Source organism: Pseudomonas sp. NyZ480 (genome assembly GCF_029537255.1).
Taxonomy (GTDB): Bacteria; Pseudomonadota; Gammaproteobacteria; order Pseudomonadales; family Pseudomonadaceae; genus Aquipseudomonas; species Aquipseudomonas taiwanensis.
Window position 1 is genome coordinate 2,777,433 of the sequence record NZ_CP120626.1, and the last position, 13,729, is coordinate 2,791,161.

At 62.4% G+C, this 13,729-nt stretch carries 10 protein-coding genes; 1 reads left to right on the forward strand and 9 read right to left on the reverse strand.

What is annotated here, in order from left to right; all coding sequences use genetic code 11:
- Positions 1-68 precede the first annotated feature (68 nt).
- From P3R38_RS12670 to peaA, 5 genes are all read right to left on the reverse strand, one after another.
- On the reverse strand, positions 69-1,742 hold the full coding sequence (locus tag P3R38_RS12670; RefSeq protein WP_277686192.1) for a fatty acid CoA ligase family protein: 1,674 nt from the start codon (positions 1,740-1,742) through the stop codon (positions 69-71).
- 102 nt (positions 1,743-1,844) lie between these two features.
- The gene (peaD, locus tag P3R38_RS12675) at positions 1,845-2,966 is read right to left on the reverse strand and encodes a quinohemoprotein amine dehydrogenase subunit beta (RefSeq protein WP_027906929.1); all 1,122 of its coding nucleotides are present in this window, start codon (positions 2,964-2,966) and stop codon (positions 1,845-1,847) included.
- Between the two features lie 31 nt (positions 2,967-2,997).
- Positions 2,998-3,321, reverse strand: a complete 324-nt coding sequence (gene qhpC / locus P3R38_RS12680) for a quinohemoprotein amine dehydrogenase subunit gamma (protein WP_023380631.1) — start codon at positions 3,319-3,321, stop codon at positions 2,998-3,000.
- A 1-nt stretch (position 3,322) separates the two neighbouring features.
- A complete protein-coding gene (peaB, locus tag P3R38_RS12685; RefSeq protein WP_027906928.1) occupies positions 3,323-4,753 on the reverse strand; it encodes a quinohemoprotein amine dehydrogenase maturation protein in 1,431 nt (476 codons plus the stop codon).
- Between the two features lie 49 nt (positions 4,754-4,802).
- On the reverse strand, positions 4,803-6,368 hold the full coding sequence (gene peaA / locus P3R38_RS12690; RefSeq protein ID WP_277686193.1) for a quinohemoprotein amine dehydrogenase subunit alpha: 1,566 nt from the start codon (positions 6,366-6,368) through the stop codon (positions 4,803-4,805).
- Between the two features lie 480 nt (positions 6,369-6,848).
- Here peaA and P3R38_RS12695 point away from each other — a divergent pair, with 480 nt between their 5' ends.
- On the forward strand, positions 6,849-8,342 hold the full coding sequence (locus tag P3R38_RS12695; protein WP_104883887.1) for an aldehyde dehydrogenase family protein: 1,494 nt from the start codon (positions 6,849-6,851) through the stop codon (positions 8,340-8,342).
- Between the two features lie 621 nt (positions 8,343-8,963).
- On the opposite strand, the gene P3R38_RS12700 is transcribed toward P3R38_RS12695, so the two are convergent.
- The 4 genes from P3R38_RS12700 to P3R38_RS12715 all read right to left on the reverse strand — a co-directional run bounded on the left by P3R38_RS12700 (position 8,964) and on the right by P3R38_RS12715 (position 13,727).
- Complete coding sequence (locus tag P3R38_RS12700) at positions 8,964-9,944, reverse strand: RHS repeat-associated core domain-containing protein (protein WP_277686194.1); 981 nt, start codon at positions 9,942-9,944, stop codon at positions 8,964-8,966.
- A gap of 97 nt (positions 9,945-10,041) precedes the next feature.
- Positions 10,042-11,334 carry an FAD-dependent monooxygenase gene (locus P3R38_RS12705; RefSeq protein ID WP_027906926.1) on the reverse strand — a complete coding sequence of 431 codons (1,293 nt, stop codon included), beginning with the start codon at positions 11,332-11,334 and terminating at the stop codon, positions 10,042-10,044.
- Positions 11,327-12,004, reverse strand: coding sequence for a S8 family serine peptidase (locus tag P3R38_RS12710; RefSeq protein WP_104883885.1), 678 nt, complete (start codon positions 12,002-12,004; stop codon positions 11,327-11,329). The genes P3R38_RS12705 and P3R38_RS12710 overlap by 8 nt, the downstream gene beginning before the upstream one ends.
- Positions 11,994-13,727, reverse strand: a complete 1,734-nt coding sequence (locus P3R38_RS12715) for an ABC transporter ATP-binding protein (RefSeq protein WP_277686195.1) — start codon at positions 13,725-13,727, stop codon at positions 11,994-11,996. The genes P3R38_RS12710 and P3R38_RS12715 overlap by 11 nt, the downstream gene beginning before the upstream one ends.
- Positions 13,728-13,729: the final 2 nt, after the last annotated feature.

Consider the following 13,729-nt stretch of genomic DNA (forward strand, 5'->3'; position numbering starts at 1 on the left):
GCCAAGCCGGTGCCACACGGCAACCCCGGTTTCCACAAGCCCCACGCCAGAGCGCAAACTGCACGGACTCACTCCAGCGCCAATTCCTCGACACTGATCTCACGCATCCTGAACTTCTGCACCTTACCGGTGACCGTCATCGGAAACTCATCGACGAGGCGGAAGTACCTGGGCACCTTGAAGTGGGCAATCCGCGCCCTGGCCCATTCGCGTAACTCGTCTTCGGTGGCCATATGCCCTGGATGCAACCGCACCCAGGCAACGATCTCTTCACCATACTTCTTGCACGGGACCCCGATCACCTGCACATCGGCAACCGCTGGGTGGGTGAAGAAAAACTCCTCCAGCTCACGCGGGTAGATGTTCTCTCCCCCGCGAATGATCATGTCCTTGCTGCGCCCGACGATCCGCACGTAGCCCTGCTCGTCCATCACCGCCAGGTCACCCGTGTGCATCCAGCCCTCGGCGTCGATGCTCTCGGCAGTGGCCTTGGGGTTGTTCCAGTAACCCAGCATCACACTGTAGCCACGGGTGCATAGCTCGCCGATCTCACCACGGGGCAAGGTGCTGCCCTCGGCATCGATGATCTTGTTCTCCAGCCTCGGCTGGGTGCGCCCGACACTGGTCACCCGCCGTTCCAGATCGTCATCGGCGCCAGTCTGCAGCGACACCGGGCTGGTCTCGGTCATGCCGTAGGCGATCTGCACTTCGGCCATGTGCATCTGGTCGATTACCCGACGCATTACCTCGATCGGGCAAGTGGCCCCAGCCATGATGCCGGTACGCAGGCTCGACAGATCGAATTCGCCGCGCTGTGGGTGGTCGAGTTCGGCGATGAACATGGTGGGTACACCGTACAGTGCGGTGGCCTTTTCTTCCGCCACTGCCCGCAGCGTAGCCAGGGGGTCGAAGGCGTCGTTGGGGTAGATCAGGGCACTGCCATGGGTCATGCAGCCGAGGTTGGCCATGACCATGCCAAAACAGTGATACAAAGGCACCGGCACCACCAGGCGGTCGTGTTCGGTCAGGCCCAGGCTTTCACCGACCATGTAGCCATTGTTGAGAATGTTGCGGTGGCTGAGCGTGGCGCCTTTGGGGAAGCCTGTGGTGCCAGAGGTGTACTGGATATTGATCGGGTCGTTGCACTGCAATTGCGCCTGCCGCTCGGCCAAGGCTTCGCGGCTGATGGCTTCGGCGCGGGCTTGCAGGTCATGCCAGGCCAGGAAACCTGGAGGCGGCGACAGCGCCAGGCTCACGACACCGCGCAGGTCGGGAAAGCGCTCGCAGATCAGCGCACCCGGCTGCCCATGGGAAAGGCCCGGGATCAGGCCCTGCAGCATGGCGTGGTAATCGGATGTCTTGAAGGCGTCCGCGCAGATTACCCAACGGCAGCCAGACTGGCCCAGGGCGTAGTCCAGTTCATTGGAGCGATAGGCCGGATTGATATTGACCAGAATGGCACCGACCTTGGCGCTGGCGAACTGAGTGATGCACCATTCGGCGCAATTGGGCGCCCAGATGCCCAAGCGATCGCCAGGTTGCACACCAAGGGCCATGAGCGCGCGGGCATGCTGATCGACCGCGTCAGCCAGCTGTTGCCAGGTGTAGCGCAGGGCCTGGTGGCGGACCACGAGTGCCTCGCGATCGGGGAAGCGGGCGACGGTGGCGTCGAAGGCGTCGCCGATGCATTGGTCGAGCAGGGCCTTGTCCGGGTTGCCCTGTGAGTAGCTTGGCTGGGGCATGGGCAGTTCTCTTGTTGTTCTTGTAATGACTGGACCGGCGCTTTCGCAGGCAAGCCGGCTCGTGCAGGAGAGCGATGCAGGAGCCGGCGTGGCGACGCCGGTTTAACGGACGAACACCTGAGGCGTGGTGGTGGACATGTCGCCACCGGGCAACTTGATGTTCTTCACCTTTTCCAGGGTTTGCGGGTTGAACACCGCCAGGTCGTTGAAGGTGCCGCCCAGGTACAACTTGTCGCCCTTTTTGTCGAAGGTCACGCAGTAGTAAGTGTGGTCCAGATTCGCCGCCTTGATCAGCTTGCGCTGCTTGATGTCGTACTTGGCCAGGCGGTTGAGCACGCCGTACATCTGGTTCGGGTCTTTCGGCGAGCGTAAGCCGGTGAAGTACAGCTCCGTCAGGTCGGCGAACTCAGCGGTATGACGCTTGCCCGTCTTCAAGTCGACGCTCAGGTAGCCATACAGCAACTCCGCGGTGTTGGGGTCCTGCTTCTCATCCTTGAACTTGGCGATGGTGTACAGCATCGAGAACTCATGCCGGGCGCTTTGGTGCGGCCAGAAATACAGCACGTCCGGAGCGCTGTAGCCCTTGCGGTTCCAATTGCGCAGCGGCAACGCCACTTCGTACTTGCCCGTGTTGACATCCATCTTGTAGAGGTCCGGCCCGGCCACGAACAGGCTGCCATCGTCGGCGGTGCGCATCAGGTAGACCTGGCGTGGCATCGGGAAGGTGCGCACGGGCTTGGCCTCCAGGCCATCAGCTGTACGGAATACCTCAAGGCGCGGCGGCTTGACCACGTAGTGGTCGTTCAGGCGCTGCGTCGGGTTGACCGTGGCATACACCTCTTTGCCGTCAGGGCTGATGGCGAACGAGTACATCGATTTGCCGACTTCGCCCGGCACGCTGGATAGGTTGGCGTGGAAGGTGGTCTTGCAGGTGTCCAGGTCGATGCCGTAGATGTCGGCAAAATGGTTGTTCAGCACGTAGGCGGTGCGGTTGTCCGGTGCCATCATCGCGGTGCCTGGGCCGAAGGCGTCAGGCATGCGGCAGCTCTTGTAGAGTGTGTCGCTGGCGACATCCACCACATGCAGGTTGTTCGGGTAGTTGGTGGCGATCAGGTATTCATGGCCAGCCTTCAAGGCGGGGCCGGTGTCTTCGGCCTGGGCTGCCCAGGCGCAGGTCATAGCGGCGATGGTGAGCGCGAGTTGCGCGCAGCGTCCAGCTTTCATGCGGTTTCCCCTTGTCATTCTTGTTGGACCGTCACTTGTCTTTCGGGAACACGGTGCCGAGGTTGCGCCAGTCTTCCTGGGAGTTGCTCGCCTGGGCGTTCCAGTCCTGGTAGGTGCTCATCATGTCCGGCACCTGGGCGGGCCACCAGCAAGGGTCGGAACAGCCATACAGGTCGGCTTCCATGGGCTGGCACAGCGAGCTCACGCCGCCAAAGGCGTCCACTTCCCAGCCCGGGTCGGTGGTGGCGGTGCAGCCGGCCACCGCGCTCATGGCCATGACTTCTTCGACGCGGTCTTCGGCGGCAGCCTGTTCGAGAATCCGTGCCTTGTTGTTCAGGGGCTTCAAATGCTTCATGTCAGTGCGCCTTCCGCGGAGTGATGTAGCGGTCGATGAAGGCCGGGTTGACGGCCATGATGCGGCTGTAGACCTCGATGCCGAAGTCGACCCAGTCACGCATCAGCTCGCAGTAGTGATAGGTCGGGTGCTGCGGGTCGCCGTAGCGGGCATAGCTTTCGTGGTAGCAACCGCCGGAGCACAGGTTGCGGATACGGCAGCTGTCGCAGCCCGTGTTGCTGCGGTCCAGACGTTGGGAGAGGAAGTCGTTGAGCTGCGCCTGCTTCACCCCCTGGTGCACATTGCCAAAGGTCGGCAGGCTGGAGCCGGTGAAGCGGTGGCACAGGTTCAGCTCGCCTTCGTGGTCGACGGCCAGCATCTTCAACCCGGCGCCGCACGGCAGTGCCTTCTTGTGGCCTTCGTGGATGTCCGTAATCAGTTGGTGCAGGTTGGAGAAGCCGATGTTGCGATGCGCCAGTGCCGCCTCAAGGTAGCGTCGACCCAGTGCCTTCATGTTGGCGAAGACCTCCACCAGTTCGTCACTGGTCAGGTTGAAGCTTGCCATGTCTCCGGAGGTGACCGGCGCAAAACCGACTTCGGCGAAACCCAGCTCGTTGAACAGGTGGTTCCAGATCGTCTCGACGTCGGTGATGCCACGGGTCAAGGTCACCCGCGCACCCACCGGGCGGCTGTGGTAACGCGACAGCAGCATGTCGACCTTGCGTCGCACCACGTCGTAGGTACCCTGCCCGCCCACGGTGATGCGGTTACGGTCGTGCACGGTCTTTGGCCCGTCGATGCTCACCGACAGACCAAAGCGGTGGGCGTTGAGCCAGTCGACGATCTCTTCGGTCAGCAAGGTGGCGTTGGTGGTCATGATGAACTCCACCTGCTTGCCGGCCTCGGCGAAGCGCCGCTCGCAGTAGCCCACCATGTGCTCGATCAATGGCCTGTTGGACAGCGGCTCACCGCCAAAGAACACCACGCTGTAGCGCTCTTCGTTGGGCGATTCCGTGAGCAGCATTTCCACCGAGGCCTCGGCGGTGGCCGTGCTCATCTTCTTCCCAGCCGAGGGTTTGTCCAAGTCTTCCTTGTAGCAGTAGGTGCAACTTAGATTGCAACCGGTGTTGACATTCAGTACCACAGTGTTCAGCGCCGTGCGCTCGACCTGCTTGAGGGCGATCTCCGGGGTCAGCGGCGAGCCGTCGCTGACCACTTCCAGGGCGATCAACTCCCGTAGGGTCTCTTCGATATCCTGCCCGGCGAACTGCTGGCCAAGCCGCTGCATCAGCTCTTCGGCCGAGCAGCCTCGTTGGCGCAAGGCATCGATGATGCCGCCAGTCACCGCATCCGCGGTGAACAAAGAGCTGCTGGGAATGTGAAACAACATACGGTCGGCATCGACCTGCACTTCGTGCAGGTTGCGTTCGACCAGGTTCAGTAGTGCGCCCATGGCAACCTCCCGATAATCGATCCGTTGGAATACGCGTCCGCCACAGCCCTTAAGGCAACGGCGGGTTGTTCCAGCGTTGTACGGTGACAATCAGGTGGCCTTCGCCCTGCTGGCCGCCATCTTCGAGTTGGGCGATGACCTTCAGGTTGCCGGCGTTATTGGTCATCATCTTGCGCGCAGGGTTGGGGCCTGCGCCTCCCGGCACGAACACACCGTCAGCCTGCATGGTGCCGGCGAACTTCACGTCTTCGTCCTCGATCGCGCGTTCGTTGAACGGCTCGACCTTCCACTTCGCCGGCAGGTAGCCGATGCGCAGCGGCTGGCCACTGGCGTCCTTGCCCCAGGCCTCGGCCTCGAAGCGCCCCTGAACCTTGGGCACAGAAGCGCCGTTCTCGCCGATACGGGCAATGGAAAACGCCGGCACGACCTTCACTTCGTCGACCTTGTCGTAAACCGCCAGGCTTGCGCCCTTGAGCGCACCCACGGTCACTTCGCGCTGGCCAGGCGTGGCATCGGCCGCGGCTCGCGCCTTGACTCGAACCCACGTTGGAGTCGACTCCAGCACCTCGGTCACCTGTACACCTGCGCCAAGGTCCGGCTTGCCAGCAAGGTCACTGCCTACCAGGGTGACTTCCTGTTCGGTACCGGCCTTGATGAAGGCCGGCTGCACGGCCAGCAGACGCGCCTTGCCCGCCTGGGCGGCACTGAAGTCCAGGCCGCGCTCGTCGTGTTCGGCCTCGAACATGCGGCCTTTCATTTCGCCATCCAGCACCGCGAACACCTGACGCAGGTGGCTGTCACCGACCTTTACGTTGCCGCGCCATTCGTAGCCGTTGTAGAGGATCGCCGAGCCGCTGCCATTGAACGGCGTGCCATCGGCGTAGGCGCCTTTGACGTCGACCTTGAAGGTGTCACCTTGGTCGGGGGTGACCGTCATCACGCCGCGTACATCACCTTTGGCCAACATATGGCCGCTAAACGCCCATTGTCCCTGAAGCGTATCGGCTTTGGGCTTGGCCTTTTCCCATGCCGCATAAGCGGGGCTCTCAAGCGGGAAGCGCTTGGCCAGGTCTGGCACCACTTGCTTGAGGGCGATTTCCAGCCAGTCGCGGTCACGGGCCTGGGCCTGGTATTCCAAGGACGGCCATTGTCCGAGGTGGAAGTTGACCAAGTGCTCCCATTCCTGGGCGGGACGACGTTGCAAGGCCACCCGGGCACCGGAGTGGCAGCGACCGCAGGTCTGGCTCAGTTGTTCGTCGAAGTGCTCGACGGTGTTGAGCCGGCGTTCCATGGCATAGCGCACGCCGTCGGTTTCACTCGGGGCGAGGCCCTGCTTGTCGGCCAGGTACTTGACCAGGGTGCGGCGATCGTCATCGCTGATCTGCAGGCCGTGCATGACTTGCATGCGGGCGATACTCATCAGCCAGCCTTCCGGAGTCTTGCGCTGGTGGCTGATGCGACTGTAGGTGTCGTTGCCTTCGGGGATATGGCACCCCATGCACTTGTTCTGTAACAGGCTCGGGCCCTGCTCGGCCGCCATGGCCTGGGTGCTCAGCAGTGCGGCGGCAACCAGTGCCAGCTTACCCGCATGCCGCCGGAGTCGAGTCGTCTTCAAGGTCAGACCTCCACGGTGTTTTTCTTATGGTTTTCGCACGCTTTGGTACAACAGGTGTGCATGTATCGGTTGCGATACAGAAACTATGCCAGGTCACGCAAAAACGTTGAATTTCAGGCGGTTGGACAGTTTGCACGGCCAACTCGAGGGATTGCCGCCTGAAGCGCAGCGTGCCATTTCGCGACACGGTGTTTCATCCTGAGACAGGGCCTGGCGGGCGGGGCGCGCGCGATCCCAGCCCGCGGCCACGAGTCCAAGGGCCAGTCAGGTACCTGCGAGCGCGCACTTGCTCGGGCAAGCGCGACAGTCACTGTTTCACAACCGTCTCACAGCGTCTCAATGTGCAACAGCGCAACGGCGCACCCCCTCGCGTGCAGCGCGACAAACCCTAGGCATTTCAGGCCCTTGCGCACACGGGGCGAGCTTGGCATGGCCATTGCGCCAGTGCCCGTCACATCCAATGACAAGAGGCTCAGCCCCATGCTTTGCGAACTGCCCATCCTGCCTGCTACCCGCGCCTTCCTCGAACGCAAGCTGAAGATGCGCATCGGCGCCGACTGGCAGGACGCCGCCAGTGGCCAGACGCTTTCCTTTCGCAACCCGGCCACCGGGGAAATCCTAGGCGAAGTGCCAGCCGCCGATGCTACCGACGTCGACCGTGCCGTGCAGGCCGCCCGCCAGGCCTTCGATGATTCGCCATGGAGCCGCATGCGCCCGCGCGAGCGTCAGAACCTGCTGTGGCGCCTGGCCGACCTGATGGAGCGCGACGCGCAGCAACTGGCCGAGCTTGAATGCCTGAACAACGGCAAGAGCGCGGTGGTTGCCAAGGTGATGGACGTGCAATTGGCCATCGACTTCCTGCGCTACATGGCTGGCTGGGCTACCAAGATAGAGGGTAGTACCGTCGAGGCGTCCATGCCGCTGATGCCCAACGATCAGTTTCATGGCTTCATCCGCCGCGAAGCAGTGGGCGTGGTCGGTGCCATCGTTGCCTGGAACTTCCCGCTTTTGCTGGCCTGCTGGAAGCTCGGCCCAGCCCTGGCTACCGGCTGCACCGTGGTGCTCAAGCCTGCCGACGAAACGCCGCTGACTGCCCTGAAACTCGCAGAGTTGGTGGATGAAGCTGGCTATCCTGCTGGTGTGCTCAACGTCGTAACCGGCACCGGCCTGAATGCCGGCGCCGCCCTTAGCCGACACCCTGGCGTGGACAAGCTGACCTTCACCGGCTCGACCGAGGTGGGCAAGCTGATCGGCAAGGCGGCCATGGACAACATGACCCGCGTCACCCTAGAGCTCGGCGGCAAGTCACCCACCATCGTCATGCCCGATGCCGACCTGCAGGAAGCCGCCGCTGGCGCTGCCACCGCGATCTTCTTCAACCAAGGCCAGGTGTGCTGCGCCGGTTCGCGGCTGTACGTGCACCGCAAGCACTTCGACAACGTGGTGGCCGACATCGCCGGAATAGCCAACGGCATGAAACTTGGCAATGGTCTGGACCCGGCGGTACAGATGGGCCCGCTGATCTCCGCCAAGCAACAGGACCGGGTCACCGGCTATATCGAACTGGGCCGTGAACTGGGTGCGACCATCGCCTGCGGCGGTGAAGGTTTCGGGCCGGGCTACTTCGTCAAGCCGACCGTGATCGTCGATGTGGACCAGCGCCACCGCCTGGTGCAGGAAGAAATATTCGGCCCGGTGCTGGTCGCCATGCCGTTCGATGACCTGGATGAGGTGATCGCCATGGCCAACGACAACCCTTACGGCCTGGGGGCGAGCATCTGGTCCAACGACCTGGGCGCGGTGCACCGGATGATTCCGCGGATCAAGTCTGGCTCGGTGTGGGTCAACTGCCACAGCGCGCTGGACCCGGCGCTGCCGTTTGGCGGCTACAAGATGTCCGGCGTCGGCCGAGAGATGGGCGCGGCAGCGATCGAGCATTACACAGAGCTGAAGTCTGTGTTGATCAAGCTCTGACCGTTCCTGTGCCGGCCCTTTCGCGGTGCTCCTCGAAAGGGCCGGCACAACCACGCCCAAAAATAACGACAAAAACAGGGAGCACACCCTTGGGCACACTCTCGCCTGCGTCCTCGCCCTGGTGGTCACCGCCCCCACCCAGGCCAACGAGCTGTACAACCAAAACGGCACGCCGTCAGGCCGTCGAATACGTGACCCAGGGCAAAACTGACGGGCGTTTGGTTAGGCTCTGTACGAAAAGCCTTGAAAGTCGGTGATAATGCGTTGAAAACAGCCGCGGAATGCTCATTTACAACCCGTAAACTCCGCCTCCTCGGCTGTTTTCGCCTTGCCTGACCTTCGTCTCAAGACTTTTCATACAGACCCTAGACCTGTATGTGGAGTGGAGGGTCATGCTGATCAGCCCGCTGATGGGGTTCTATTAGCCCCTGCGCAGTGCGAACAATGGCGGCAAAAACAGGGCGGGGAGATACCGGCGCCTACAGGGAGTTATTCACCGCTTATTGCTTCTAATTTGAAATGCCGAGGCTGCCGTAAAGGGCCATGAAGTTGCCCAACAACGCTGACCGCCTTAGGTCAATGTTACCAGTGCCATAACCTGCGCGGAACAATGAACGCGCTTCATAAATTAGCTCTTGCGCGATAAGCAGCAATTGATGTTTGGGCTAATTGCTCAAACATGCTTGCACTGCGCTCACGCCCCTCAGGCGTTGCATTAGTGAAGACGCGCAACAATCGCTCTCTGGTGACAGGTGTTACACTCCCATTTTCCAGGCTCAATTGACGAGCAATGAAGATGGGAACGATAGCCTTAGATAGTTCTGTCGGAGGCTTTCCGAATTTATGATTGGCTAGCGCATAGGCCAAAATACTATCTGTCATTTGTCGCTCTCCAGGCGTAAAGCCTTCCATCAGGCGATTGAGATTGCCTATTGTGGATGCGCCCGATTGCTGAACGGCTCTAGTTTGCTCCTGTCGCTGTACAGGTGCGCCGTTGTGCATAGGATTGACAACCGCGATTTGCCGGGGAGTCCGTGAATTTTGCCTTTCCGCGATTTCCCAGACAGTCCGTGAATTTTGCCTTTCCGCGATCTCCCGAAGAGTCCGTGAATTTTGCCTTCGCGCGAGATCCCGGAGCCTCTTGGAATTTTCCCTTTCGCTCATTATTCGATACTTAATATTCCCGCTCGGATCCGTAAAGTTGATCGGATCATCACCACAGTACGCATATGTATTTATGCCACCCAAGCCGAAGGGGCTGTAGGTGTCAGGAGACAAGAAGCGCATAAGCGTCGAGCTGTATAATCTTTTTCCGTTCCCTAAAAGATCACATGCCGTCATTGAGTCACGGACCTGGCCATTGAATGCCAGTATGGCCCCATGCTTTAACACATCAAAATGGCCATAAGGGGCGTACACGACTGCGCGTGCTGCATGCATGATCGAGTTTGTGGCGCTGGTAGAAAGTAACAGGGTCTTGTCAAGCGCACCCGCCCGCTGCTCAGCAAGGGGGGAAGAATCACTTCGAAAGATTACGCTAATCTGGCCAATGGAACCGATAGCCGAGAGCCGGCCACCTTGGTAAAAACAGTGCTTTTTCATAACGGTTCTCGAAAGATCGGTGTCATATCTGAGCATTGCGAGACCGCTGTCCACAACTGGTAGTTCTGATAGTTTTCCGCGGTATTCCCCAGAAAGGTCAAATGAACCCCTGCTCCCATAGCCAGCGCCTCACCCTGGTCTGCTGCTGATCAGGGTGGCCTTGCAACACGCTCTCAAGTGGTTGGCCAGCCTGCAACGCACTCACCACCGGCGCTAACTCAATCCCCTGCAAATGCCACACCCCCAATGGCTGATCCGCCGTTACCACCACCTCGGTTTCGTCCACCAGCCCATCACGCAGCACTGGCCGCCGTTCGACCCGCACTGCATGCCAGTCTGCCGCCATGTGCAAAGGCTGCGCATCCGGCCAATCTTGCCGCTGAAGCCAGAACGGTTGCCCTGCGCGCCCCTGCTCTTGCCTGTAGAAATCCCGTCCGATCCGGGCAAAGCGCAAGAACAGCTGCTCGACCCGCTGCTGGTGAAACTGCCGCGCCAATCCTGCGCGCTCAGGCTTGCGCAACAATGTATTGATGACCACCGGCGCCTGAAACGCCGAGGACAGTGACTGGAAAATCCCGTTACCCGACAGTGGGTCAACGGCCATCGCTGCATCGCCCACCCGCACCCAGTCTTGACCAACACATGCGCCAGCCAGAATCGCGGTACTGCTACGTGCATGCACCGGTGCCGGAACCAGCGCCTGGACATCGAACAGTTCGGCCACCAGCGCGCTGTGGGACCGCCGCGCCACGCAGTATTCCGCCAATCCGGCCTTGCCTGGCAGGCCGGCCGCGTCAAGGGTGACTTGCCAGTAACAGCGGCCATCCTCTAACCGCGCCATCCACGCCCAGCCATCCTCCAGGCTTTCCACCGCCGACGCAGGCGCCCCTGGGCTGCCTTGCCAGACATTGAGCAGGCTGACCGTCTCCGGTCCGCGCAGCCGGTCCGGGGCCAGTGGAGCCTGACGGCCTCGCGCTTCGACGAGGAAATCAGCCATCAGTACCTGCCCATCGTCCAGACGCACCTGGTGACCGCCCTCATGCGCGACTTCGCGCACCCGCCCCTCGACCACACGCACGCCAGCACGCTGAAGGTCGTCGCGCAGCGCCCGGTCAAAACGCTGTCGATCCAGCAAGAACTCCTGGTTCGTTTGCAGGTGCTGGCCGTTCCAGAGCACCTGTCGGGCTGCGGGCATGGCGGCCTGGCGCAAGGCCCCGCCCAAACCTGCATGTCGCAAGCCGTCCAGCACCCGCTGCGAAACCCCTTCAACTGCTGCGAAACGGCGCCAATCTGACACCACCATCACGGCATAGCCCAGCCGCCGCAGGCCTATGGCCGTGGCGGCACCCGCAGGGCCGGCACCCAGCACCACAATGCGCGGTTCAGGCATGGCCCAGACCTCGTCGCTCGGGGCCGGCATACGCTGCATTGCTGCGCAGCCAGTCGTAAATCTGCTGGCGATCCATGCCCGGTTCGTCGCGCAACAAAGCTGCAATCCTACCGCTCAAGGCCGCGCAGCCCAGGCTCGCGCCCGCCCTGCCGCCCGCGCCCACGTAACCGCCAAAGTCCGCCTGCCGCGTACCCAGCCACGACCACTGACCCGGAGCGCAGCGGGCATCGCCGGTTACCCGAATCACCCCGCTGTAGCTGGCCGGGTACACCGCCCCGCCCTGCGCCGGGCTGGATGCGCATAACAGCACCCCCGCCGCCAACGCTTCAGCGCAGGCCTGGTGTAGCACCGGGCGGTCTTGTTGCAGGCCCAGGCTGAGGTTGACCAGCGTCACGCCTGCCTCCACCAGCCACAGCAACGCAGCAGCCACCTGCAAGGCACTGGTGCTGGCCTGGCTAGCGAATACCTGGGCCAGCAACAGGGGCACCGGCCCGCCCTCGCCCTGCAAAGCGGCAACCACCTCACTACCGTGCCCTAGCTGGTCCGGCAACATCTCACCTTCACGCAACTGGCCGTCCTCCAGCCAGAACCGCCGCCCTTGCAGCAAGTAGCTGGCCTGGTGAGGCGAGCAACCGCTGTCAATCACGCCAACCCGCACGTCAGTGGCCATGCTTGATCACCTCCTGAGGCAGCACCTGCAACTGGCCGTCATCCAGGTACAGGTGCAGGTCAGCATCGGCCAGGGTCGAAGCACGGTGACTGATCAGGATGCGTGTGCGGCCGGCGAACAGCTGGTCGATGGCCGCGATCACTTCGCGCTCGGTGGCTTCGTCCACCGCCGATGTGGCCTCGTCCAGCACCAGGATCGCCGGCGCCTGCAGCACCGCGCGGGCGATGGCAATGCGTTGTTTCTGCCCGCCGGACAGCTGCTGGCCACGCTCCCCCAGCAGGCCGTCCAGGCCCAGCGGCAGGCTGTCGACCAGGCTGTCCAGCCGCGCCAGGCGCACCACACGCTCCAGTTCCTCGCGGCTGGCCTCGGGCACGCCATAGGCCAGGTTCTGTGCCAGGGTGCCGCGGAACAACACGATATCCTGGCTGACCACAGCAATGCGTCGGCGTAGCGCGGCCAAGTCCAGATCGCGCAGGTCGATGCCGTCCAGCAGGATGCGCCCGGTGTCCGGATCGTAGAAGCGCTGCAACAGGTCGATCAGGGTCGACTTGCCGACCCCTGAGGCGCCGCTGATGGCCACTTTCAGCCCACCCGGCAGGTACACCTGCACGTTGTTCAGCACCGCGCCCTGGCGCCCTTCATGGGCAAAACTCACCCCCTCGAGGCGCAAGTCGCCCGGGCCGTCAGGCATCGGCCGCGGGTCGGCCACCGGTCGCACGGCCACGGACTCCTGCTTCAACTCCATGACCCGACCCAGGCTCACCGCCATGCGCTGCACCGCCACGTACAGGCCCAGCAGGCTCTGCACCGGCCCTACCGCCATGCCCATGTAGGTGGAAAAGGCGATCAGTGCACCCAACTGCCAGGTACCCTGGATCACCCACCAGCCGCCGACCAGGAACGCACAAGCGCGGCACCAGGAGGTCAGCGTGCCGGGAATGGCCTGGGTGAAGAATTCGGTCACCTGCACCTTGAGTAGCTGGCGCATGTAGCCCTGGCCCAGCTGGTCCAGGCGCCCCGCCTCGCGGCCTTGCTGGCCGGCTGCCTGGATGAACTTCATCGCCGGCAGGGTTTCGACCAGAAACGACGACACATCCGCCGAGCGTTCGCGCAGGTTGCGTACTTCGCGCTCCACCTTGCGCCGCATCCAGCGCAGCCAGAGCACTTCGATGGGCACCAGCAACGCCAGCAGCAGCGACAGTTGCCACGACAGCATCAGCATCAACGCCACCGCGCCTACCAGGCCGATCACCGCCGACACCGCCGAAAACAGCGAATCCACGGCAAAGCGCTGGATTTCCGCCACATCGCCATCCAGCCGCGAAAGGATGTCACCTATGCGCCGCCGTCCGTAGAACGTCGGCGACAGCTGCTGCAGGTGGCGGTAAAGGTCATCGCGCAGGGCAAACAGGATGCGCCCCGACAAGCGCGTATGCAGGTAGCGGTTGACCCCGGCCAGCACGGTGCCCAGCAGCCCCGCAGCGATCATGATCGCCGCCATGTGCCAGAGGGTCTGGTAATCCTTGGCCAACAGGCCTTCGTCGATCAGGGTCTTGACCAGCCAGGGCTGCGTCAGGGCCAGCAGCGATGCCCCCAGGGACAGCCCCAGCAACACCGCGATGGCACGTCCGTGTGGCCGCACGAAACCATACAGCCAGGCTAACGCCTGGCGCATGAGCACCGGGTCGCTGGACTCCACCAGCCTTGCGAACAATCGCCCCATGA